Here is a 21,464-nt window from a genome sequence, read left to right as displayed (position 1 = left end):
CTGTGTTGTAATGCACATCTAAGAGATTTGGCAACAGGGTAAAACATCTGTATAGTTATATTTCGTTCTTGCGGAGAATTCCGCCGGAATGGGAGGGCGTATAGCTCAGGCGGTTAGAGCGCTTCGCTGATAACGAAGAGGTCCCAAGTTCAAGTCTTGGTACGCCCACTCTCCATGACGAAAGGTTGCTATGAAAAAGCTCTTTGTTCTTGCGGCTGTCTCGATCGTGGCATTTCTGGGCTTCAAAAAGGTTCAGTCGCAGCAGGTCCGTCAGGCCTGGCAGGAATCTACAGATTCCATTTAGAACTTCATAGCGATTTTCCGCTAATGCGGGGGCGTGGCGCAATTGGTAGCGCATCTGCTTTGCAAGCAGAGGGTTAGGGGTTCGAGTCCCCTCGCCTCCACGTTTCGGTGATTATAGTGAGAGGGAAACGCCTGGTTCCATTCCGAACCCAGTAGCTAAGCCTCTTTGCGCTGATGGTACTGCACTTTGATGGGTGTGGGAGAGTAGGTTGTCGCCGGACTAGTTTTAGAAAAGGACCCCGAGTATGCAACTCGGGGTCCTTCGTTTTATTACCAAAATTCCGCTAAATTCTCTCAAATATGTAGTGTTCCTAGATGGAACTACAAACCTTATAATCGCGCTGCGTCATAAATCCTCGCATCTACATGAACAGTAGATGAACACGTGTTATACATGAGGAGACCTGCTGTTGGGGAGAATCTTAGGAAACGCTATAAACCACAGAAAACCATGGAAAAGGCTCGTGATATATGGTGGATTTATTATCCGTATATCCTTTATTTATCGGGTTTTTAGGTTAAGATGAGGCATTGTAGCCCACAGGCATTGTGTTGGTTTATGTTGTTTTAAGTGTTATTTCGTTTCGGGGAAGAATACTTTAGATTTTACGCGAGACATTCCATAATCAAAATGTGACTACTGAACTTATCATCCTCGTGATTGTGGTGTTGACGGCACTGGCCTTCGACTTCACAAACGGCTTTCACGATACCGGAAACGCGATGGCGACCTCCATCGCTACCGGTGCGCTTAAGCCTAAGACAGTGGTGGCGTTGTCAGCATCGCTGAACCTAGTGGGTGCCTTTCTATCCGTTGAGGTTGCTAAAACCGTCGGTAAAGGGCTGGTAAACCTTGACAGGATTGATATCAGTACCAACGGCGCCGATCTCATGTTGATCGTCTTTACCGGCCTTGTAGGCGGTATTCTCTGGAATGTGCTGACCTGGCTTTTTGGGCTTCCCTCCAGTTCTTCCCACGCTCTTTTTGGTGGTTTGATCGGTTCCGCGCTTGCCGCTATGGGGCTCAATGGTGTGCAGTGGGAAGGCGTTGTTTCCAAGATCGTAATTCCCGCCGTGATGTCCCCGGTTGTAGCGGCTCTTGTTTCTACGGTGGGTACATGGCTGGTATACCGCGTCGCCTCGCCGGTATCTGATGATAAGAAGACCAACGGATTCCGTTGGGGTCAGGTGGGCACCGCATCCCTTATGTCCTTGGCGCACGGCACCAACGATGCGCAGAAAACTATGGGCGTGATCTTCCTAGCCCTAGTTGCTTCCGGTACCGTAAAAGACGACGATGCTATCCCGTTCTGGGTCAAAGCATCCTGTGCCATAGCCATTGCTTTGGGTACCTACCTGGGTGGCTGGCGCATTATCCGCACCCTAGGCAAGGGCATTGTGGAAGTTGATACCCCGCAGGGCGTAGCCGCCGACGGAGCCTCCGCAGCAATTATTCTGACCTCTTCGCACTTTGGCATGGCACTTTCGACCACCCATGTTGCTACCGGCTCAATTCTGGGTACCGGTTTGGGTCGTAAAGGCGCAGAAGTACGCTGGGGTGTTGCCGGGCGTATGGTGATCGCCTGGGTTATTACTCTTCCCGCCGCTGCCGCTATCGGTGCTATTACGTGGCTGATTGGTACGGGACTGAATAACCTGACGAACACTCATTACGTGGGTGAATTGGTTGTCTTCTTGATCCTGCTGGCCTTTAGTATCTGGATGTGGCGCCATTCCCAGAAGGATGCTGTGGATGCATCGAACGTAACCGCCGACTGGAACGACAGCAAGAATGGGGAGACTGAGAAGACTCAGGACGAAACTCTTGAGAGTCGTCGAAGCGACGATCAAGACATTACTGAATTACCCTCTCCGGCACGTGAAAAGGCGGGTGCATAATGTCTCTTTTCGAATTGTTTGAAAAAATCGTCCCTGTTGTTCTTGCTGGGCTTTTCTTAGGTGCCGGTTTGCCAGCACTCTATGCCTTTGGAATGCGCTTGCTGGCGGGGGATACCGAGTACACGGCAGACGGTAAACTCATCGAGATTCAGCCTCCTAGTCGCGGTTCAAAGATTGCCGCGAGCGTTGTATTTGCTATCATCATAGGAATTGTGTTTATTGGCATTCTGTGGGTCGCCAAAGATTTCATCTTCCATACTTTTGGGTGGAATATCTTTGGTGTGACCGGTGGAGGTCACTAAATACATGCTTGAAGATAGATATGATGAACGTATAGAGGAGGTATCCGATGCCGGATAAAAACATCATCTCGCGTGTTGTTGACTGGCTCAGTGTCGGTTACCCGAAGGACGTTCCTGTTCAAGACCGTGCAGCGGTTATGGCAATTTTGAAAATGCGTTTGACTGATGAACAGCTTCAAGAAGTTGTGCGTCGTCTTATGCAGTCGCGTGCCGCTCGCGGCGAGGCGTATGTAAGTGACCAACGCATTAACGAATACATTCGTCGTGTGGTAGACCATACGCCAACCCCTCAAGATATTGACCGAGTCGCCAAAATTTTAGGTGCACACGGTTTCTTAATATCGGAGACTCACGTAAATGACGGTACTGAGATCGAGGGGCATCCTGAATATGTCACCTATGATGACCCCACTACCGGGGAAATCCGTATTGCCGAACTTGCGGCAGCCGATGTGACACTCCAGAACGAGGCACTTGAACAAAACAATGCCGGGCAGCATGAAGAAGAAACTCAAAAAGCTGAATCTGCCTAGGATAATCCGAAGACAAAGCTGTGGGGCAAGAATTGCAGTAATTCTTGCCCCACAGCTTTAAGTGTTTATGGCGCGCGTACTAATCTGCCTGAACGTAATCTCATGTGATGTGAAGCGGATGAGACAGTCCTGATGAGTTCTTCTGCGACGGTATTGGGTATTCTGGGAGTAGAGATAAAAACGTAGAATCTCACTCACCGGTGAAAGGAATATCGTAATGTCGCAGAACGCGGAAAATAACGATGTTGCACACAAAGATGCTCAGTCTAGCGGATGGAAGAAATATGTTCCTCAGCGCGTGAATTCTCTGAGCAGGCGCTCGCTTTTGCTGACGGCGGGATGCATCGTGGCTGCCGACGTTGTTGCGATGATGCCCCAATTTGCCCGTGCTGGAATATTAGGCGATGAGGCGGCGGCGACTGTTTCGCGGAGGAAACAGCTTGAAAAATGGGAGCGCGATATTCGAGAGAATATTGACGGAACCTATCTCAAGGTCGAAGAATTTACGATTCAGGGTCGGAACAAGGACGATAACTCTGAGGATAATCTTGAACTTATTGGGCGTATCTCGATAACGAGTCGTGGGCGACAAGATTCTGCCGGTACCGCACGTGCTCTTTCGGCCTTGTGGGAATATGGACACCCCGAGTCCATTACTCTTGAACCCTCGGATAATGAAGCAGCTATGACCATTCCTGCCCCACAAGGAATATCCGAAGCTGAGTGGGGAACAATTCTAGGGGTTTCAGTACCTCGCTATGCTGTTGATGCGTTGAGCATTCAAAAAGACAACGATTCGAATACCCTTGACGTCGATGCAAGCCTCACGAAGGGCGCATGGAACAAGATCAAGGAAAATCTGCGAACCCTGCAAAACGCGCAGTTCTCGCAGGGAATGCGAGTGCAATATACCGTGCAGCGCAATAAACTTCAGGTTCCTTCGGGTGCTACCGCGGATATTTCAATTCAGGTTTTGGGTGCCGAGCGTTTGAATCTGATAACTATGGCGCTTCAGGATGCTATGGAGACCCAGGAATTCAATAACTTGAAGAGCTTCACGGCACGCTGGATAGACGATACCTCAGGAAAAAGCAGCAGCCGTAAGTCGGGGGAGAAGGACAGTCTGATTATTGTTATTGATGGAAATCCCGAAGACCTCGTCGATGTGGCTCAAACGTATATGCGTGAACAGAGGGTCACGCTGGAGGGGCTCAAAGAAATGCACATTCGTGTGAAGGAAACAATTTTTAGGGGTCTGTAAATCTTGTGATGTACTTCTCATAAGAAACGCTCTGCTGGATTTGCTTACGTTATAAAAAGTAGTTTATAGTAGTAGAGCACCGCGGGGGCGTGGCGCAATTGGTAGCGCATCTGCTTTGCAAGCAGAGGGTTAGGGGTTCGAGTCCCCTCGCCTCCACGTTTCGGTGATTATAGTGAGAGGGAAACGCCTGGTTCCATTCCGAACCCAGTAGCTAAGCCTCTTTGCGCTGATGGTACTGCACTTTGATGGGTGTGGGAGAGTAGGTTGTCGCCGGACTAGTTTTCTGAAGAGGTCTCAGACGTTATGTCTGAGGCCTCTTTGCTATATCTGCCTGCTTGCTGCATATACAACGGGCTAATGGTCAGAATGCGTGTCTGCACAATACCGAACCTACTAGCCTTCTGCTGTGCATATGACTTATCCTTGTCGAAATAGTCTTCTTCACCAGATAATTCAGCAGGCTCTATCTGCTGCGGCGCTGAATATTCAGCCAATATCCGTCCAATGATGCTTTTGGCGCCGCCCTTTGTGATCTAACCGTGATAGGTATAAACAGTGGGATAGAAGCTCTGCCTGGGCGATGGGAGCACCTTGATGACCGATATGATGAAAAAGGATAACGACATTTCCCGCGTGGCTTCAGGTCTTATGGCCGTGACCGTTGTGGCACTGGTTTTATCATCGGCTGGGTAGCCGCAGTTGTCACCTCGGACGATACCGGGATCGCCAAGTTGGAACCGTGGTGGCGAGGACTATCTGCCATTTTCTTCCTGATGGCCCTATTATGGACTGCCCACTTCTTTCTGCCGCGCCGTGTTCCGCTGATTACTTCGGTAATCTTAGCGGCAGCATCCGCGATGATCACGGGCTTTGGCGTCGCATTCTTTCGACCTTTCGGCTGGGGAGATCTCCTTTGGTTGGTATCGGCTCTCTTTGTCTCGATTGCCATCTTGAAGCTTCTAGAACCCAGTGGGCGTACACAGTGAACTACGTGTTTGCACGTTGGTACTGGCATCAGACTTATATGACCTCAGTAGAGGAACCTTAAAAACAGAAAAGCCATCTTCCGCGATCCACCCTGTAGAACAAGGGAATCAAGAAAATGGCTTTTCGGATATGGGGGAGAGGGGTAACTAGGCGCTCTTCCAGGGGTCTTCAACCGGGCGGGCCGCGTTGTAGGCGGCAACGCCTCCAATCCCCAGCGCAAGAACCAGACCCACCAGAGCTAGACCCTTACGGGGGCGCTTACCGCCGTTGCGCTCGATGCGTGCCAGCTCTTTATGAGCCTTGCGTGCGGTTTTCGAGGCGGTTTTGCGAGCCTTCTTCATGGCTTTTTTCTTGCCGGTGAGCTTCTCAGCAAACATATCTGCGTGCCCGGGGATATTCAGGTCATCGGCCTTCTCTGCCATGGCCATAGCGGCGACGACAGCCGAATTCTTCGCGGCTTTACGAGCCTTGCGCTTTTTGCAGAACATCGTGAACCTCCATTAGTCATACCGCAATACCTCACGTACGCGGGTAAATGTTCACCTCTCAGCATAAGGAATTACCCTGAAAAATGCTTGTTGAAACCCTCACCTCAGCTAAAAATACTGATAAACCGCCCGTGTTTTCTCAGCAGGCTAAATTTAACGTGACGCCGTGATAGCGCGGCTTCTAGCGCATCATAGAGACAACATGACAAAATAGACCTATGACTAATGCAACAGCTCAAGCAACTATTCACACCAACTACGGTGATATCGTCGTTGATCTCTTTGGCAACCATGCACCGCTGACCGTTGAGAACTTTATCGGTCTGGCAGACGGTTCTAAAGAGTGGAAGCACCCCCGCAGCGGCGAGGTTATGAACACTCCGCTCTACAAAGATGTGGTGTTCCACCGTATTATCAAGGACTTCATGATTCAAGGCGGTGACCCTCTCGGCATGGGTATTGGCGGTCCCGGCTACCAGTTCAAGGACGAGATTCACCCCGAGCTTTCTTTCTCTAAGCCCTACCTGCTCGCAATGGCGAACGCAGGCCCCGGCACCAACGGCTCGCAGTTCTTCATTACCACGGCAGAGACTCCTTGGCTGAACGGTCGCCACACCATCTTCGGTGAGGTTGCCGACGAAGCTTCAAAGAAGGTTGTAGACGCTATTGAAAGCGTTGAAACCGGTGCACAGGATCGCCCGGTAAAGGACGTTGTGATCTCTTCAATCGACATTAAGAAACTCTAATTTCGTGTTGGGAAAGGACCCGCCTGGGCAACCGGGACGGGTCCTTCACCGTATCTGCGTTCTTCGCGTATCCATAGGTCGGCCCACGGGAACCGAGGGACTGAGTAAGAGCGTATGAAAGGAAAAACGTGGACTACTCATCTAATCCACAGCAAAATAGCTCTCAGACGGAGCCCACCTGCCCGCGGCATTCCGACCGTGTGAGCTATGCACGGTGTAAACGGTGCATGCGTCCCGCCTGCGGGGAATGCCAAATTAATCTGGATGTCGGGATGATCTGTCCTGACTGCTACCGAGAGCTATATGGACGCCAATATCAGGCGCGCGCACCGCGCAGGTTCGTTCCCTACGTAACTTACACCCTGATCGGGATTAACGTAGTGGTATATCTGCTTCAGCTCATCATCCCGCAGTATTGGGTGTATTCCATGTTTGCCCTGAAATGGGATTACACCGAATTCACGGGGGAGTACTATCGTGTGCTGACCAGTGGTTTCTTACACTCACAGAACGATTACTCACATATTGTGATGAATATGCTCTCCCTCTATATCTTTGGTATTGCCCTTGAACAGATGATGGGATGGTGGCGGTACCTGCTCGTATACCTGCTCTCCATCGTAGGCGGTTCTTTCGGCGTACTTCTTCTGGACGATCCAACTGCGGAGGTTGTGGGCGCATCCGGCGGTATTTTCGGGCTGATCGGTGCCTACCTGGTGATTATGGTGGTTCTGCGCGAACGGGATAATATACGGGCCCTCATGATTATGATCGCTGTGAACGTTGCCTTTGGCTTCCTCGTTCCCGGGATTTCCTGGCAGGCTCACGCGGGTGGTTTTGTGATCGGTGCTCTTGCTACGGCGGTGCTTTTAGCGCCTCAGATTATTCAGCGAACACGAAGTATCCGAAGGTAACGCTCGAAAAACCTGTGGATAACTAATTTTCGGTGGGCCGCAGCATCCCAAGTTTCCCCGTGGGGACTGGGTGGGATACGGTGGTCCACCGATTGCTTTAAAACACAGAAAAACACCTGTATTTTTTGATTATCCACATGGGTTTTCCACACTGTGAATAACTACAGTGATGTAATTTCACATTTGTTAGTACCCCGTAAGTACCTGTGGATAGAAGGCTTTATCATCTCGAAATTACAGGCATGTAAGGTTTTCCCCATGTTTATCCCCACCTGTGGAAAACTTAAAACCCAGGATGTGTAATTACAAAAAACGGGTGCAGTTCGATCAACGAACTGCACCCAGAGGAACGCTTGTACGGACTAGTTCGCCTGCGCTTCAGCCTGAGCAATGTCATCGGGGCTAAGCGTGACGCCCGTATACAGCCGGAATTGTTCAGCCGCCTGCAGAGCAATCACCTCGCCGCCCGTGATAACCTCACGACCAGCAGCGCGAGCAGCACGAATCAGCGGGGTTTCCACAGGCACCGCCACAACATCGAATACCACCGACGCCGCCTCAATCGTGGGTTGCGGATATGCCAGCTGCTCGCTCTCGGCACCGCCAGACATACCGATCGGGGTAACATTCACAATCACTGGAGCGGTAAGATCGCCGGGTTCAGGCACCCACGCATACCCGTACCGGTGTGCGAGCGCCGTGCCTGCATCCTCATTGCGAGCGATAATAGTGCCCGCCCGGAATCCAGCATCGTAGAAGGCACCCGCAACGGCCGCCGCCATGCCGCCCGAACCGCGCAGAAGAAACGGCAGATTAGGATCAACAGCATGCGATTTCAGCAAGGAAGCTACCGCAATCACGTCGGTATTGTAGGCGTGCAGGTGCCCGTCCGTATTGACGATAGTATTGACCGCCCCAATGACCTGCGCCGAATGATCGACCTCGTCCATGAGCGGAATAACCGCCTGTTTGAAGGGCATAGAAACGGAGCACCCGCGAATACCCAGGGCGCGCACACCCGCGATAGCACCCTCAATATCCGTGGTTGTCATCGCCTTATACAGGTAATCAAGGCCGTGTTTCTCATACAGATAATTGTGGAACTTGATGCCGTGGTTTGACGGTCGTCCAGACAGGGAAATGCAAAGGGTCGTATCACGGTTCAGCGGTGGACGCGGCATAGGGGAGTCCTTCGGTGGTTTAGGAAAGAGTGTTGCGAATGAGAGTTGCGGCTTTTTCGCGGGTTTGTCGGTCAGCCACCACGAAATGCATATCGCCGGTATCGAGCGTGGGAACAACCGCGTTGCCGTCGTTGAGGCTCTTCACATGGGCCTCCGCCTGAGGATCCTCCCAAATATTGACCCAGGTTGCATGATTGCCCAGATCGCCTAACGACGAATCGAGGCGCTCGCAGAAGGGGCATCCAGGGCGCCAATAGATGACGACTCCGCCGTCTTCCTGAACTTTGCGTGCGTCTTCTTGGGTTGCTTGTTGACGTTCGAGCATTTTGATCTCCAAAGGTATAACACAATAGGGAGCCCGCCGCGGTTACTGTGACCCATCGAGGTAAAGCAACAGGCTGCATGCGGGCTGTCTAACACTACAAAAACAGAGCGTTTGAGACAATAATTCCAGCATAGGCGAAAGAATCATGAATCTGCTGGTAAAGGCCTTCGAATACAGAAAAATTCCCCGCATTCATTTTCATGGTGCGGGGAATTCTTGAAGACTAGAGTCTTACTTACCGAACTTATCGGTAATCTTCTGGACGTTCTCATTGACGACCTCTTCAGCCTTCGAGGTGTGCTCGTCGTTGACGACGTCCTTACCTGCCTTGTCGTTAACGAGGTTCTTTGCCTTGTCGATGCCCTGCTCGACGATGTTCTTCGGATCGAAACCCATAAGACTCTCCTTTATTTTGGGTGACTGGTTGAAACACAGTGTAGAGGTTGTACAGAGTATAAACAACCCTCAAAATATCATGACATGAGTTAGGGTGAAATTTATCTAAAGTTCTCCGAGAGCCAATCACAATCCGCAGGAAAACCGGCAACCATCGGCAGAAAACGAGGCTCGGCGTACCCGTGTTCGGCGTATGCTTGGGCGATCACCTGAGCTGTTTCCTCAAGTCGGGATGTTTTAACAAGAGCCATCACGGCGCCGCCGAAACCGCCTCCAACGATGCGCGCCCCTAGGGCCCCGTGTGCCAGGCAGGCTTCAACCGCAGCGTCGATCTCCGGGCGGGAGACGCGAAGCTCATCGCGCATTGAAATAAAGGACTCGGTAAAGATGCGCCCGGCTTCTTCAAAAGCCCGATACCCCAGTTCATCCGCATGTTTGAGCAGGTAGCTGGCGCGCCCCACCAGCGTCATATCGTGAAACGCATGGCGGACCCAGCCGCGTGGGAAAGTTGCCGGACCCTCACGTTCCTCCAACGCTGTCAGAGAACGATTAACCGAAGAATCTACCAGTTCCAAACGCCATTCTTTAGCCTCGCGCTCATCGTGGTGTGCACACGCAAGATCTTCGGGGAGAGCATCACGCAGAAAAGTGAGACCAAGAGCTTTCGCACACGATTCAGAGGCGGCACGCCGGGCGGCAAAACCATTATGCGCCAGCGCGTGCGGGGTATTCGTATCAACAACAAGAAAACTTAGCCCGTGCTTCTGCAGGTTCAGATGAATAGGGTCTATCGAAAAATCACGAAAATCGACGACCAAGGCCTGGCCTGACTTCGACCGCAGTGACGCCGTCTGATCGAGTCCGCCGGTATGGGCACCCGCAACCTTGTTCTCTGCGGTGATGCACACCTGCGCTAAGCGAGCCCGGAGTGCATCGTTATCGGGGGAGCGGTCGGAAGGAACCGCATCGGTATCCGGGCAACCGGGGCGCAGCGGGCAGGAAAGGTCAAGAAGCGCCAGTGCTGTGGAGCATTCTAAAGCGGCGGACGAAGAAAGCCCCCCTCCCACGGGAACCCGCGAGTTAATGAGCAAATCAGCCCCGAACTGACCGGGAAGCATAATATCGCGGCCACCCTCATGATTCATCGCCCACGCAACACCGGCAACATAGGTGAACCAGCCCTTAATATGCCCGGGTTGAATATCCCGAATCACGATCGTGCGTTCGTCTCCGGGCATCTGCAGAGAGGATGCGCGCAGCACCCCGTCCCGACGCAGCGACCCCGCAATGTAGGTACGGTAGGGTAGCGGCATAGGCATGCACGAACCACCCAGAAAGTCGATGTATTCACCCAAGAGGTTCAAACGACCGGGAGCGGACCACACCCCATCAGGCTCTTTACCATAGGTCTGTCGAAACGCTTGGCGTACCCGCTGAATTTCATCCTGATGTTCGGGCAGAGAAGCCCACTGCGGGATTGCGGTGGTCGTCATAGAACTCCATTCAGGCAATGCGATAAAACGGTACTCTTCAACATACCATCTGCACGCCTGCGTACCGGGGCACGACTGCACAACGGCAGCAGCCCCGGCTGATGCATATGCATCTGTATGCGGGAATTATTTGGAGAGCATGAGCCCATCAATCGCGGTGGAAATATCAGCCGTATATGCTTCACACACCGGCTTAGGAATTTCCTGCAGGGGATTCTCTTCAGCTTCCGCAGTCAGCGAAGTCAATACAGGAATAGCCTGTGCCTCTTCCACCAGGCTCAAGGCAAGGTGAATGAGCATGCGGGCGCGGCGCCTCCCCAGGCTCAAACCCCATATTTTGAGCGTCATAGGCAATGGCCGCCACGGGCTTGAGCCGCTCAGGATTAGTTGCCAATGCTAGGCGAATAACTTCAGGAAATTCTGGAATGGAATAAATAGTCTCGAAAAGAACCTGTCCGCGCACGATCAAGGACTCTTTCACTGCCTCTGGATCCTTAGAATCCGCGGGCATAAGAAGCTCCTTTGGAGCTTTCTTATCCAAGATATAGTTCGCAAGAAGCACCAAAAGGTGCTGTTTATTCTTGACATGGTAATAGAGGGCGCCGGGAGCAACTTGAAGTTCAGCTGCCAAACGGCGCATCGACAAATCCGCTAAACCATTGGTTACCAGAAGATCAAATGCTGTGTCTAAAATTTTTGCTTGAGAAAGTACCACACGTCTATTTTACGGGTGAAATCTCTCTGCTGTCATGAAAAACACCTATAAATTCTCGTAAAGAGTATGAAGAAGTAATTGTATTTATGTAGAAAACTATAGAAATTGCTAGTGGCATAACTGTAAAAATTGAGGCTTACGTAGGTGTTTAATAAATGGTATGAGTAACGCATATTCCGAACTTGTGGCACGCATTAGCGGGGGAGAGGCGCTGACCCGCGATGAAGCGCAGTCGCTTCTGAGCACTGAAGACGGTCAAGATTTTGCGCTTATTGAAGCAGCATCCGCACTTCGCCGCCAAGAATTTCGCAATGTAATAGCAATTCATACTGAAGATGAGGAATTAGCTGAAGCATTAGGTACACGTTCAATTTCTATTGATTCTTATGAAATTTTAGATATAAGCCAAGATATTGATTCTCATGAACTCGCTGACCGGATGGTGGCTTTAGGAGCCGGGAAATCTACCGGCATTACCGTAAAACTACCTCAGCAGGCGGTTCCGATGACGCTGATGCGCATCCTCTCTGTCTTGCGGCTTGCTGCCCCCGATAAGGTTATTCACCTTCCCGAAGGCTACGAAGAGTCGCTGCGTTCGCTGGCATCTCTGGCTATGCATATTGTGAGTGCTATTACCATTACCGATGATATTGAGCGTTGGCCTCTCGTGAATGAAACCCTTAAGGCACTCCGCCACGGCGGGATTGTGATCGCCGGTTCGGGCAGTCGCGATGCGCTCGCCGGGTACTTGGCGTATCTTTCGGAGCTCGGCGTTGATTTGATGGGTCACCGTGAGGCACGCGGCTCAGCCTGCGGTTCCGTTGATGGCGGCGGATGCTGCGGCGGACACGAAAGCGAGCCTGCCGCATCCTCGGGCGGCTGCGGCTGTGGCTCGGGCGGATGCGGTTCCGATTCCGTCTCGACAGAACAGCACGCGCATTCCGAAGGCGGATGCTGCGGCGGGCACAACTCCGCTCAGCCAGTTGAGACTCCGAAACCCGCCGCTTCTGGTGGGTGCGGATGCGGTTCCGGCGGCTGTGGGTCGGCATAGTATCTAGCTTCCCTCACGGAACATAATTGCCCCTTCACCAATATCGCAGAGGTTGATTTTGGTGAAGGGGTTCCCTGTGTTTGTGGGGTAAAAAGCGATATATTCCAAAATTGGAATAGTATTACCTTACGGTTATTCGTCTTGTAGGTGAACATTACCCGAACTCTCCTGCGAGACGGGCTGTTACCTGTGACTCTCCGGTAAAGTTGAGTATGAGTGTATCTAAAAATACAAGGGGTTGATACGAGAGACAATGCTCTACTTATCCGTTATAGTTCTGATTCTACTTGCAACAGTCATTATGGTGAGCGTTGGTGATCGCCTTAATCTTCCCTGGCCTGTGATGATGACCATCCTGGGTGTTGGAGCGCTGCTGCTACCACCCGATCGACCTCATATTGAAATCGACAGCGATATTATTCTGCCGATCTTCCTGCCGCCGCTGCTGTGGGCTATCGGTGTGAAGTTCTCTTGGGGTACACTCCGGCGCCGATGGAAGTCCGTTCTCCTTTATTCGGTGCTGCTCACCACGGCATCTGCGCTTGCCGTTGCCGGTGTTGCCCTGTGGTGGGTTCCCGGAATGACGGTCGCTGTCGCTCTGGCACTTGGTGCCGCGGTTTCACCCCCTGACCCCGTTGCTGTTGAGGCCGTTGCCGAGCCGGTCGGTATTCCACGACGTCTGATTGGCACGCTTCAGACTGAGGGTAGTTTCAACGATGCTATATCGATTGTGCTCTTTCATGCTGCTATTCATTCGATGGAGGAACACCACGCCATTGAACCACTCGAAGTTATGAGGGACTTCGCCTTAGGATCGGTTCTGGCGGTTATTATCGGTTTTGCGTTTGGCTGGATCGGTGGTTATGTGCGTCTGCGCGCACACGATGTGGTGACGAGAAATGCCGTAACTCTTGTGATTCCCTTCGCTGCCTACCTGGTGGCAGAAAATATTCACGCATCCGGCGTTATTGCCGTGGTGATCGCCGCAATTCAATTCACTAGCACTAAGTATTTGGTGGCCTTAGAAGCTGAGGATCGTCTAACGACCTCATCTTTCTGGCAGATTATTGAATTGCTCATGACCGGTATTGCTTTCGGGTTGATCGGTCTGCAGGCGAGCGAAATTATCTATAAAGCCAACTCAGAGCGTATTGCCGGTCTCTTTGTCGATGGCGCCGTTATTGCTGTGGTCGCGATGATAATTCGTCTTGTGTGGTTCACAATCGTCTGGCTGATTGGTAAAGCTGCCCGCCCGGTGCATGAAGGTGCTCCCGAATCCTTCGCCGAGGTTATCGTGATGACCTGGTCGGGTATGCGCGGCCTAGTGACCCTGATTCTTGCGCTCTCTATTCCCATGATCGACGGTATGGAACAGGTGCGCGAAGACGCTATCGTGATGATGATTTCGATTCTGTTCTTTACCCTCGTGGTGCCCGGGCTGACCCTGCCGTTCGTGGTGAGGATCCTGAAGGTGCAGGTGAACCATGAGGAAGATACCGCCGTTCCCGAACTGCTCAAACTGGCTCAGAATGCGGCTTTGGAAGCCCTGCAGGAAGAAGCAAAGGCAACGGTTGATCCAGAGACTTACGCCCGCGTGAAGGATATGTACACCGCTATTACTCGCCGCGATGAGATTATCGAGAGCCTGCCCGAGGAATATAAGCCCCATATCGAAAAGCTCAAAGATAAGCGAAGTGACTATATTCGTCTGCGTGATGCGGCGCTGATGGCGGCACAGCGTGCGGTAATTTCAGCTCAGGATCGTTACGATTCCCACGATGTTTCCCGAGTAATTCGTAAGCTGGACATTCTGGTCCAGGCTGAGAATGTGCGCACGAATAATAACTTTATTCTGCCTTCGTTGCCCGCCGGAAGCGTAGCTCTTGAAAGGTATAACATGCTCCGCAGTCATCTAGGAACTTCGACTATTCCCATCGTGAAGGATGCCCCTTCTTCGCCATATGTTTCTAATGCCATATTTGATGAACAACGTTAAGCTATGATTTTCACACCGTGAACCTGGGAAAATTAAGGAAATTCACGGTATGAAATGCTTTGAGACCTCATATCATCTAAAATTGGATTAAGAGGAATTTTACGCCGTTCAAACGCATAATGTGTACGAATATTTTATGCGTTTCTTCATAATTGAAAAGCTGTGAAAACCCATGAATTCTAAAAAACTTTCGCCCGCCTATCTCACCTCCCTACTTCTTATCGTGGTCGGTGCCTTGCTGATTAGCCTCTCACAGACATGGCTGCTGTGGCTCGGATGGATTCTAGTTCTTGCCGCGCTGGGATTGAACGTTCTTGCACATATGGTCACTATTTCCAAGGCTCAAGGAGAGCCTACACCCGCTTTAGTGACAAGCTTAAGTGAGATGGAAAATAATCTTGTGGGCGCTATGCGCGATAAAAATGCGGAGCGTCATGACAGTCCTGAGGGTGATGACGGGGCTTATGATGGTGAAGAAGAAAACTCCGCATCGGATGAAGCCGCGCAGTCTTCGACCCGCGAGTCTGACACCGGTAAACTTGGAGTTCTTCCCTCAAAACCCAACGGTTCACGAGGCTCTCACCCACGCTCAAACGTTCGCTAAAGGTCTGCTATGAACACAAAATTCCTTCTCTCACCCGCATATCTATGCTCGGCGGCACTGCTGATAGTAGGTGCTGTGCTCAGTGGAGGAAGGTTTATGCTGATCGGCTGGATTTTCTTTATTGTCGGTCTTTTCCTGAACGCTTTGGTGTTAGTTGTCTTGGTTAACCGCGATCAACTGACGCATCTTGGCGCTCAGCTCAAACGTCCCGATGAATCAGGACTAGAGATCGGCGAACCGGTGGTGCAGCGTCTTGATGAAGAAGTTGCTGAACCGGCTGTGGATATGGATGCGGAACCTCTGCCGGAGGATCTTCCTGATGCTCCAGAGGTTGCTCAGAACATAGTAAAAGATGCTGCTTCTGTGAAAAGAACATAAGACCCTCAGAAAATAAGCGTGGCGTATATTCGCCCTCACGGAAAACCTGATAACAAGGGGAGATTCGGTGCACTGTTGTACTGAATCTCCCCTACATTTTTCTCATGTCAATAATGGAATATTGCCAGGTCAGCATGCATATATTCCGAAATAAGAATATAACAGTGGGCGGACTTTGATAGTCCGCCCACCCTTATATCTCACCATAGAACTACACACTGAGGCGCACATACCAGGTAGAACTGCGAGTTTATACTTCCATCGAAAGCGGCGTGCGGGGGAGTGGGGCAGCGAATTAAAGCCGAGATGAGGCGTAGTCGGCGTACTCCTGCACACGCTTGCGCGCATCCTTGGTCAGCGCCTTATTCTCCCTCAGGATGTGCCCGGCATTTTCCGCCATAAACTCTAAATACTGCTTATCGCGGGTTTTGTGCCAGGCCGTGCGCGCCGCATCCAGCTGCACAAAATCGCGGGAAATCTGCCGCTGCATGGTGTAACGCACCCACATGAGCACCAGCACCACTCCCAGCGGGATCAGGCACAACCAACTATTCCACAGAGCGTAAATACCTATAGCCAACGCGGCGAGCGCCAGTTGAATCGGGGCAATAGAAACAATATCGCTGGAACGCTCCCGCTGGTTCTTCACCAAAGACTCACGGGCGGCCTGCCGAAAAGCATCGCCAAAACTCTCGGGATTGCGCTCTTTATTTGTTGAAGACATTCGCTATCTACCCCGTTTTAACAATCTATAGACGTTGTTTTCGCAAAAAGTTTCACGTGAAACGTAGAATCTATGCACCCAACGAAGAGTCAATAAACTCCCACGCATGATCCACCGAAACCTCGGTGCGCGCCTTCACATCATCCGGGGAATAGCTGAACGACGCCGCATGATCCGCCCACTCATGCATGGGTACATCGTTCCAGGAATCCCCAATCGTGTAGGTTTCATACTCAACCGGTTTCAGATACTCCACAAGCCACGCCAGCCCGGTCGCCTTTGTGCACCGCGGGGGCACAATATCCAGAAAATCCTGGTTCTTGTGACAATCCCCTGAATCACCGAACTCCTCAAGAATCCAGCGGTAGGCGCGCTCGCGAGCATCATCCTCGGGAATCCATAGGGGCACACCCACATAATCTTGGGTATCAATCTCGGACTCTGCCAGTGGCAGGAACTCGGGCAGAATATTAGTCGAAGACCCCACATTATCCGCCAGACGATAGTCATGGGTTAAAGTCGTGGCAAAAAGCGCGACTCCCGGCTCTTCTTTGAACCGCTCATAGCAGGCGCGCACCACCGACACCGGCAGAGTTTGCGCGTGGAGGATGTTGTACTCGGCGTCGGTCACAACCGCGCCGGTGTACAGCACGTTGTAATCGAAGATTACGCCGGTTTTATCGAGGGCAAGTTTCGTGGCAAAAATACTTTTCCCCGTCGCACACACCGCAAGGTTCCCGGCCTGCTGCCAGCGGTGAATAGCCTGTACATTCGCGGGGTCGATGGTCCGGTCAAAAAGCAGAGTTCCATCCAAGTCGAATGCCATCAGTTTTTTCATGGGATTCCTCAGGTCTGTGTGGTGGCTAAAAATCACGGGATGCGTGCCCGGTACCAGTCTACCGGAGCGCGCATCCCGCAGGGTTATCAAACGGTCGCTCAGACCTAGGAGGGAAGTGACAGGAACCCGAGGTAGGAACCTGCAATACCCACGGCAAAGAGACCGAAAATAATCCAAATGGCGTTAACCCTCTTGCGCAGAAGCCACATGCACAGGAAACACAGGGCCAGTGCGGCGAGCCCGGGCAGCAGCTGATCCATCATCGACTGCACGGTGACCTCAACGTTCTTACCGTTTTGTTCGTATTCCGTGAGCTTGAGCGGAATGTTGATGGTCGTCCACCGGTACACGAGCGACCCCATCACGAACAGGCCCATCACCGAGGCGCCCTGCGTGATCTTCTGCAGGGTGTTGCCGCCCGCATCTCCCACGATTTGGGTACCTTTTTCGTACCCATATTTGAAGCCGTACCAGCGGGTGGCCCACCGAATCGCGGTCATGCCGAAGAAGAAAATCAGCGGTCCCAGAATATTGCCCGCAATAGCGAAGGATGCACCTACCGCCGCCAGCACGATGCGCGCAGTACCCCAGTAAATCGGGTCGCCCACGCCTGCGAGCGGACCCATCAGACCAACCTTCACGTTGGTGATGGCGGCATCGTCAATACCTTCTTTACCGGCTGCCTTTTCGCGCTCCATAGCGGCAGTCACACCCATAATGGAGGATGCGACCCAGGGTTGGGTGTTGAAGAACTCCAGGTGACGGGTGAGTGCTTCCGCCTGATCTTCCTTCTTGGTGTAGAAACGTTTAATCGCGGGGATCATCGACACCGCAAAACCAATGGCTTGCATACGCTCGAAGTTGAAGGAGCCGAGCAGGAAGGTGGAGCGGATGTAGGTATCAATCTTGTCGCGCTTGGTGAGGTCGGGAACCTCTGCGGTTACTTTTTCTTGAGTGTTCTCAATCATGATTCGCTCCTACTCAAGCTCGTTGTCGAGGTCGTCGGCTGGGCGTGTGGCTGTCGGTGCCGCCTCACTCTTATGGAAGATTGGATTCAGCTGGGTGTACAGCAGTCCCAGGCACGCCCCGACAATACCGATCGCGACTAGGTTCAGCTGCGCGGGATCTGCCAGGGTTGCGGCGAGGTTGCCGATAGCATCATGGTTGCCGCCGCTGAGCGTGATTTCCTGGGACGCCGGAATAGCGGCTGCCGCGATGAATCCGAGGAAGAAGAACGGCATGAGGGCGCGGGACTTCATCATGTTAATGACCATGGCGAAACCGACCACCGTAATCATGCCGCCAGCGATGCGCAGGCCGTTCGTTACTTCAGCGGGAATAGCCTGTAGCCAGTTCTGCAGGGTTTCGGAGTTAATAAGGGCAACCACGGCGGTTGGGACAGCCACACGCAAACCTTGCAGAACCATGCCGCTGATATGCATGAGCTCAATACCCCGGAAATTCGCCGTTTGGGCGAACCGGTCGGCTTGATGCTGGAAGAAGACGGTAATAGTTCGCACGAAAATGGTGAGCACCTGCCCGGCTGCGGCAATCGGAATAGCAACGGCGATACCCTGCGCTTTATCAAGGTGACCATGAATAACGACGACCGTTGCGATACATGATGCGAGCGCCGCATCGGGTGCCATCGCCGCGCCGACGTTCATCCACCCGAGGGCAATGAGTTCGAGCATACCGCCCAAGATAATGCCAGTGGTGGGGTCGCCGAGGGCGAAACCCATGAGGGTACATGCCACCAGGGGGCGGTGGAACTGGCGTTCGTCCACCACGGATGCGACACCCGCAATGAACGCCACCACAATGACGAGAATAAATGCGAGGGGACTCATGAGTCGAGGCCTTTCTCTTTCAAAATTTTTGCCAGATCGACGGGGTTGTGGTTGGGAAGCTGCTGTACGTACAGCTTGACGCCGCGTTTGAGAAGTTCACGGTACGCTTCGAGGTCTTCCTCAGATGCGTAAACTGCCTCAGAAAGCTGCGTCATACCGGTTTTGTAGGTTACTCCGCCAACATTGACCTCTGGAATTTCGACGCCTTCGTCTATTAGACGCACCACATCGACCGGGGATTCGAGTACAAACATGGTTTTCATGCCGGTGTACTTGGGGTTGTTGTACACGCGCCCCGCTTTAGCAATATCGAGCACATTAGTTTTGACTCCGGCGGGCGCCACCTGCAGCAGCAGGGTCTTGCGGAGGTTGTCGTGGGCGGCTGCATCCGATGCGGCAATAAAGGTTTGCGGTGCCACATAAGGAACCCAGGTGCCCGCGACCTGCCCGTGAATAAGGCGGGAGTCGATGCGCGTGAAAATAGCATCCATATGCCCGCCTTCAACCTGCTGTTCTGCGGGTATTTCCGGTGCCGCCGGTGTTTCGGCGGGTTTTGCCTCTTGAGAAGGCTTTTCTTCCTGTACCGGTTGGTTGGCTTCTTGGAAGGAGCGAATACCCTTCACGCCCGCCTTATGGGCTTTGGCAACTAGGCTCTTGAGGGTTGCATTTTTGCGACCGGCGCCGCTGATAACTTCGATGAGCATCGGCACGTTGACGCCTGCAACAACATCAATATTTTCGTGTTCTGCCGCGAATCGAGCACCCGCATTGTAGGGACTGCCGCCGAAGAGGTCGACGAGAATAAGGGTTTCTTCGGATCCTGTTTCCGCAACGATGCGCGTGTACTCTTCGATCAAATCTTCCGGACCCTGCCCGGGAAGAAATGTCACCGGATACACGTTATCGAGGTTTCCGAGGATCATGCTGGCGGTCTTTAAGAGCGCGGGTGCTGACTCCCCGTGTGCCGCCACGATGATAGTGACCATGATGGTCCTCTCGTTACTACAGAATGTGTGTTGTTTCCGTATTAAGGGTCTAAACCCTTTGAGAATATCACGGTCGGTAGCGGTTCTAAATATAGAGAAAAATATAGGAAAAAATACTTCTACATGAGAACCTCTCGGCACATAAATATAGTATATGTGACCTAAACTATGTCGTTCTTAAGGGCATGATCTAGAGGGTGGAGAGTGTGAAAGGTCATCAGTCGGACAGGGGTAAAAAGCTGTTATATGCTGTATTTTGATGCATTAATAGCGTATATTCTTATATTCCAATATAGGAATATATTGAGTTTTGGAAGGGCTTGTCGGGGGTAAGATGCATTCTGACTAAAAATTCTTGTGATTGTGAATAAAACATTAAAAATTCTGCGTTATTTACGATCAAGAGACTTTTTATTGTGCAGAGGTGATGATTTTAAATTCTAAGAACCCCACATCTCTTGGGCGAGACGGTCAATATGAATCGTCAAATATGTGAGCTCATCCTGGCGTAACGGCTGATTGAGCTGCATCTCTAATAGGAGAAGAACCTTTTGCGCGCATGCGAAGGCTTGGGGCGCATCCGTCCGAAGTGCCGCCAAAACACCGGGCTGAGTAATATGCCGTTGTTGTTTATTGCTCTCTCGATCGGCACGTACGAAGAGATAACGCAGATGGGTAATAAACCGCGCCGCCGACATGGAATTTGTGTCTATCGGCTTGCCATATGTCGCTCCGATAACATCAAAAACCTGAGCAAAAACCTCAGTCATGCGGAAAGCCCGCGACATATCGGCCGTCGCAAACTGGGCATTGACGAGATGTAACGCCAAAGGAATGGCTTCCTGCGGATCTAGGGTGAGATGCAAACGCTCATGTACCAAATCAAGTGCCTGGCGCCCGAACTCAACTTCACGCGGATACAGCAGGGTTACCTCTGGTGCGAGAGGATAATCAACCTGCAGTCCTTCGCGAGCGCGCGCAACAGCATAGTGCAGGTGGTCTGCGAAAGGAATGATGAAGGAGTTCGCGATTTTAATATCGGGGGTATTGCGAACCTTCGTTTCAAGTTCGGAGGCAATGGCAAGAATTTCCGGGGGGATCTCGGAGAGTGACCAACTGAGCCGTTCGGCGGAAATATCGTGCTCGGGAATGAACGTCTGCTCGACCTTACTCGGATCGACCAGATCGCCCTTGCGTTTGCCAAAAGCAAGTCCGCGCCCGATAACTACCGCCTCTTGCCCGTAGGAATCACGGGTGAGGGCGACATTATTGTTATAGATGCGGCTGATGCGCATGCATCCCTCCTTCCGTGTGGGCGGTATCGAATGCTTTCTCAAGATTTTACAGCCCCCTCGCGCCATTTACCGTGAGAAAGCGAATCTATGCGCTCTAGGCTTGCCGCCTTTTACCTCGATAAACATAAAATACGATTGCAGTCTTTCTAAAACATGAAGGATATATTCTGCATTTTATGGAGAGATGCCGATAGAATGA

23 protein-coding genes, 3 tRNA genes and 2 rRNA genes are annotated in these 21,464 nt (G+C 51.9%); 16 read left to right on the top strand and 12 right to left on the bottom strand.

Annotated features, from left to right (window positions below; genetic code table 11):
- Positions 1 to 94: 94 nt before the first annotated feature.
- From HMPREF0733_RS04255 to rrf (HMPREF0733_RS04215), 10 genes are all read left to right on the top strand, one after another.
- Positions 95 to 168, top strand: a tRNA-Ile gene (locus HMPREF0733_RS04255).
- A 22-nt stretch (positions 169 to 190) separates the two neighbouring features.
- Complete coding sequence (locus HMPREF0733_RS11130; RefSeq protein WP_115333524.1) at positions 191 to 304, top strand: DUF2648 domain-containing protein; 114 nt, start codon at positions 191 to 193, stop codon at positions 302 to 304.
- Between the two features lie 27 nt (positions 305 to 331).
- A tRNA-Ala gene (locus tag HMPREF0733_RS04250) sits at positions 332 to 404 on the top strand.
- A gap of 3 nt (positions 405 to 407) precedes the next feature.
- Positions 408 to 524, top strand: a 5S ribosomal RNA gene (gene rrf, locus HMPREF0733_RS04245).
- A 412-nt stretch (positions 525 to 936) separates the two neighbouring features.
- Positions 937 to 2,202 carry an inorganic phosphate transporter gene (locus HMPREF0733_RS04240; RefSeq protein WP_013398145.1) on the top strand — a complete coding sequence of 422 codons (1,266 nt, stop codon included), beginning with the start codon at positions 937 to 939 and terminating at the stop codon, positions 2,200 to 2,202.
- Positions 2,202 to 2,504 (top strand): hypothetical protein, encoded by a 303-nt coding sequence (locus HMPREF0733_RS04235; RefSeq protein ID WP_004005921.1) that lies wholly within the window; start codon positions 2,202 to 2,204, stop codon positions 2,502 to 2,504. Before HMPREF0733_RS04240 ends, HMPREF0733_RS04235 begins: the two co-directional genes overlap by 1 nt.
- A 47-nt stretch (positions 2,505 to 2,551) precedes the next feature.
- Positions 2,552 to 3,037, top strand: a complete 486-nt coding sequence (locus HMPREF0733_RS04230; RefSeq protein ID WP_004005920.1) for a DUF3349 domain-containing protein — start codon at positions 2,552 to 2,554, stop codon at positions 3,035 to 3,037.
- 217 nt (positions 3,038 to 3,254) lie between these two features.
- On the top strand, positions 3,255 to 4,298 hold the full coding sequence (locus HMPREF0733_RS04225; protein WP_004005919.1) for a hypothetical protein: 1,044 nt from the start codon (positions 3,255 to 3,257) through the stop codon (positions 4,296 to 4,298).
- A gap of 83 nt (positions 4,299 to 4,381) precedes the next feature.
- Positions 4,382 to 4,454 (top strand) — tRNA-Ala (locus HMPREF0733_RS04220).
- Between the two features lie 3 nt (positions 4,455 to 4,457).
- Positions 4,458 to 4,574 (top strand): 5S ribosomal RNA (rrf, locus tag HMPREF0733_RS04215).
- Between the two features lie 857 nt (positions 4,575 to 5,431).
- Here rrf (HMPREF0733_RS04215) and HMPREF0733_RS04205 read toward each other — a convergent pair.
- A complete protein-coding gene (locus tag HMPREF0733_RS04205; RefSeq protein WP_013398143.1) occupies positions 5,432 to 5,773 on the bottom strand; it encodes a hypothetical protein in 342 nt (113 codons plus the stop codon).
- Positions 5,774 to 5,991: 218 nt separating this feature from the next.
- Here HMPREF0733_RS04205 and HMPREF0733_RS04200 point away from each other — a divergent pair, with 218 nt between their 5' ends.
- Together HMPREF0733_RS04200 and HMPREF0733_RS04195 are read left to right on the top strand one after the other, a co-directional pair.
- Positions 5,992 to 6,519 carry a peptidylprolyl isomerase gene (locus tag HMPREF0733_RS04200; RefSeq protein WP_004005916.1) on the top strand — a complete coding sequence of 176 codons (528 nt, stop codon included), beginning with the start codon at positions 5,992 to 5,994 and terminating at the stop codon, positions 6,517 to 6,519.
- Positions 6,520 to 6,647: 128 nt separating this feature from the next.
- Positions 6,648 to 7,433 carry a rhomboid family intramembrane serine protease gene (locus HMPREF0733_RS04195; protein ID WP_013398142.1) on the top strand — a complete coding sequence of 262 codons (786 nt, stop codon included), beginning with the start codon at positions 6,648 to 6,650 and terminating at the stop codon, positions 7,431 to 7,433.
- 362 nt (positions 7,434 to 7,795) lie between these two features.
- Here the strand turns inward: HMPREF0733_RS04195 and HMPREF0733_RS04190 are convergent, their stop codons facing one another.
- The 5 genes from HMPREF0733_RS04190 to HMPREF0733_RS11485 form a co-directional block, all read right to left on the bottom strand.
- The gene (locus HMPREF0733_RS04190; protein ID WP_013398140.1) at positions 7,796 to 8,614 is read right to left on the bottom strand and encodes a shikimate 5-dehydrogenase; all 819 of its coding nucleotides are present in this window, start codon (positions 8,612 to 8,614) and stop codon (positions 7,796 to 7,798) included.
- Between the two features lie 19 nt (positions 8,615 to 8,633).
- Positions 8,634 to 8,939, bottom strand: a complete 306-nt coding sequence (locus HMPREF0733_RS04185) for a glutaredoxin domain-containing protein (protein ID WP_013398139.1) — start codon at positions 8,937 to 8,939, stop codon at positions 8,634 to 8,636.
- A 231-nt stretch (positions 8,940 to 9,170) separates the two neighbouring features.
- Positions 9,171 to 9,335, bottom strand: coding sequence for a hypothetical protein (locus HMPREF0733_RS04180; protein ID WP_013398138.1), 165 nt, complete (start codon positions 9,333 to 9,335; stop codon positions 9,171 to 9,173).
- 101 nt (positions 9,336 to 9,436) lie between these two features.
- Entirely contained in the window at positions 9,437 to 10,828 is a 1,392-nt protein-coding gene (locus tag HMPREF0733_RS04175; protein WP_013398137.1) for a galactokinase, read from the bottom strand.
- Positions 10,829 to 11,048: 220 nt separating this feature from the next.
- Positions 11,049 to 11,543, bottom strand: a complete 495-nt coding sequence (locus tag HMPREF0733_RS11485) for a TetR/AcrR family transcriptional regulator (protein WP_013398136.1) — start codon at positions 11,541 to 11,543, stop codon at positions 11,049 to 11,051.
- Between the two features lie 160 nt (positions 11,544 to 11,703).
- On the opposite strand from HMPREF0733_RS11485, the gene HMPREF0733_RS04165 reads away from it, so the two are divergent.
- From HMPREF0733_RS04165 to HMPREF0733_RS04150, 4 genes are all read left to right on the top strand, one after another.
- Positions 11,704 to 12,594: a hypothetical protein gene (locus HMPREF0733_RS04165; RefSeq protein WP_013398135.1), complete on the top strand. Its 891-nt coding sequence runs from the start codon at positions 11,704 to 11,706 to the stop codon at positions 12,592 to 12,594.
- 253 nt (positions 12,595 to 12,847) lie between these two features.
- Positions 12,848 to 14,590 carry a cation:proton antiporter gene (locus HMPREF0733_RS04160; RefSeq protein WP_013398134.1) on the top strand — a complete coding sequence of 581 codons (1,743 nt, stop codon included), beginning with the start codon at positions 12,848 to 12,850 and terminating at the stop codon, positions 14,588 to 14,590.
- Between the two features lie 172 nt (positions 14,591 to 14,762).
- Positions 14,763 to 15,194, top strand: a complete 432-nt coding sequence (locus tag HMPREF0733_RS04155) for a hypothetical protein (protein ID WP_013398133.1) — start codon at positions 14,763 to 14,765, stop codon at positions 15,192 to 15,194.
- A gap of 9 nt (positions 15,195 to 15,203) precedes the next feature.
- A complete protein-coding gene (locus HMPREF0733_RS04150) occupies positions 15,204 to 15,572 on the top strand; it encodes a hypothetical protein (protein ID WP_013398132.1) in 369 nt (122 codons plus the stop codon).
- 295 nt (positions 15,573 to 15,867) lie between these two features.
- Here HMPREF0733_RS04150 and HMPREF0733_RS04145 read toward each other — a convergent pair whose 3' ends face one another.
- The 6 genes from HMPREF0733_RS04145 to HMPREF0733_RS04120 form a co-directional block, all read right to left on the bottom strand.
- Positions 15,868 to 16,296: a hypothetical protein gene (locus tag HMPREF0733_RS04145; protein ID WP_013398131.1), complete on the bottom strand. Its 429-nt coding sequence runs from the start codon at positions 16,294 to 16,296 to the stop codon at positions 15,868 to 15,870.
- A gap of 70 nt (positions 16,297 to 16,366) precedes the next feature.
- Complete coding sequence (locus HMPREF0733_RS04140; RefSeq protein WP_013398130.1) at positions 16,367 to 17,134, bottom strand: HAD family hydrolase; 768 nt, start codon at positions 17,132 to 17,134, stop codon at positions 16,367 to 16,369.
- A 104-nt stretch (positions 17,135 to 17,238) separates the two neighbouring features.
- Positions 17,239 to 18,102: a PTS system mannose/fructose/sorbose family transporter subunit IID gene (locus HMPREF0733_RS04135; protein ID WP_013398129.1), complete on the bottom strand. Its 864-nt coding sequence runs from the start codon at positions 18,100 to 18,102 to the stop codon at positions 17,239 to 17,241.
- Positions 18,103 to 18,111: 9 nt separating this feature from the next.
- Positions 18,112 to 18,984, bottom strand: coding sequence for a PTS mannose/fructose/sorbose transporter subunit IIC (locus HMPREF0733_RS04130; protein ID WP_013398128.1), 873 nt, complete (start codon positions 18,982 to 18,984; stop codon positions 18,112 to 18,114).
- Positions 18,981 to 19,970, bottom strand: coding sequence for a mannose/fructose/sorbose PTS transporter subunit IIA (locus HMPREF0733_RS04125; protein ID WP_013398127.1), 990 nt, complete (start codon positions 19,968 to 19,970; stop codon positions 18,981 to 18,983). Before HMPREF0733_RS04125 ends, HMPREF0733_RS04130 begins: the two co-directional genes overlap by 4 nt.
- 440 nt (positions 19,971 to 20,410) lie before the next feature.
- Positions 20,411 to 21,265: a PRD domain-containing protein gene (locus tag HMPREF0733_RS04120; RefSeq protein WP_013398126.1), complete on the bottom strand. Its 855-nt coding sequence runs from the start codon at positions 21,263 to 21,265 to the stop codon at positions 20,411 to 20,413.
- Positions 21,266 to 21,464: the final 199 nt, after the last annotated feature.

Origin of the sequence: Rothia dentocariosa ATCC 17931 (assembly GCF_000164695.2) — a bacterium.
Taxonomy (GTDB): Bacteria; Actinomycetota; Actinomycetes; order Actinomycetales; family Micrococcaceae; genus Rothia; species Rothia dentocariosa.
Note: the sequence above shows the minus strand (reverse complement) of the source record. Positions and strands in the feature narration are given on the sequence as shown.

Coding starts and splice junctions, on each gene's coding strand:
- HMPREF0733_RS04235 (WP_004005921.1), top strand. CDS start 2,202: ATGTCTCTTTTCGAATTGTTTGAAAAAATCGTCCCTGTTGTTCTTGCT.
- HMPREF0733_RS04140 (WP_013398130.1), bottom strand. CDS start 17,134: ATGAAAAAACTGATGGCATTCGACTTGGATGGAACTCTGCTTTTTGAC.
- HMPREF0733_RS04165 (WP_013398135.1), top strand. CDS start 11,704: ATGAGTAACGCATATTCCGAACTTGTGGCACGCATTAGCGGGGGAGAG.
- HMPREF0733_RS04230 (WP_004005920.1), top strand. CDS start 2,552: ATGCCGGATAAAAACATCATCTCGCGTGTTGTTGACTGGCTCAGTGTC.
- HMPREF0733_RS04155 (WP_013398133.1), top strand. CDS start 14,763: ATGAATTCTAAAAAACTTTCGCCCGCCTATCTCACCTCCCTACTTCTT.
- HMPREF0733_RS04190 (WP_013398140.1), bottom strand. CDS start 8,614: ATGCCGCGTCCACCGCTGAACCGTGATACGACCCTTTGCATTTCCCTG.
- HMPREF0733_RS04125 (WP_013398127.1), bottom strand. CDS start 19,970: ATGGTCACTATCATCGTGGCGGCACACGGGGAGTCAGCACCCGCGCTC.
- HMPREF0733_RS04175 (WP_013398137.1), bottom strand. CDS start 10,828: ATGACGACCACCGCAATCCCGCAGTGGGCTTCTCTGCCCGAACATCAG.
- HMPREF0733_RS04185 (WP_013398139.1), bottom strand. CDS start 8,939: ATGCTCGAACGTCAACAAGCAACCCAAGAAGACGCACGCAAAGTTCAG.
- HMPREF0733_RS04120 (WP_013398126.1), bottom strand. CDS start 21,265: ATGCGCATCAGCCGCATCTATAACAATAATGTCGCCCTCACCCGTGAT.
- HMPREF0733_RS04160 (WP_013398134.1), top strand. CDS start 12,848: ATGCTCTACTTATCCGTTATAGTTCTGATTCTACTTGCAACAGTCATT.
- HMPREF0733_RS11130 (WP_115333524.1), top strand. CDS start 191: ATGAAAAAGCTCTTTGTTCTTGCGGCTGTCTCGATCGTGGCATTTCTG.
- HMPREF0733_RS04205 (WP_013398143.1), bottom strand. CDS start 5,773: ATGTTCTGCAAAAAGCGCAAGGCTCGTAAAGCCGCGAAGAATTCGGCT.
- HMPREF0733_RS04145 (WP_013398131.1), bottom strand. CDS start 16,296: ATGTCTTCAACAAATAAAGAGCGCAATCCCGAGAGTTTTGGCGATGCT.
- HMPREF0733_RS04200 (WP_004005916.1), top strand. CDS start 5,992: ATGACTAATGCAACAGCTCAAGCAACTATTCACACCAACTACGGTGAT.
- HMPREF0733_RS04135 (WP_013398129.1), bottom strand. CDS start 18,102: ATGATTGAGAACACTCAAGAAAAAGTAACCGCAGAGGTTCCCGACCTC.
- HMPREF0733_RS04225 (WP_004005919.1), top strand. CDS start 3,255: ATGTCGCAGAACGCGGAAAATAACGATGTTGCACACAAAGATGCTCAG.
- HMPREF0733_RS04180 (WP_013398138.1), bottom strand. CDS start 9,335: ATGGGTTTCGATCCGAAGAACATCGTCGAGCAGGGCATCGACAAGGCA.
- HMPREF0733_RS04130 (WP_013398128.1), bottom strand. CDS start 18,984: ATGAGTCCCCTCGCATTTATTCTCGTCATTGTGGTGGCGTTCATTGCG.
- HMPREF0733_RS04150 (WP_013398132.1), top strand. CDS start 15,204: ATGAACACAAAATTCCTTCTCTCACCCGCATATCTATGCTCGGCGGCA.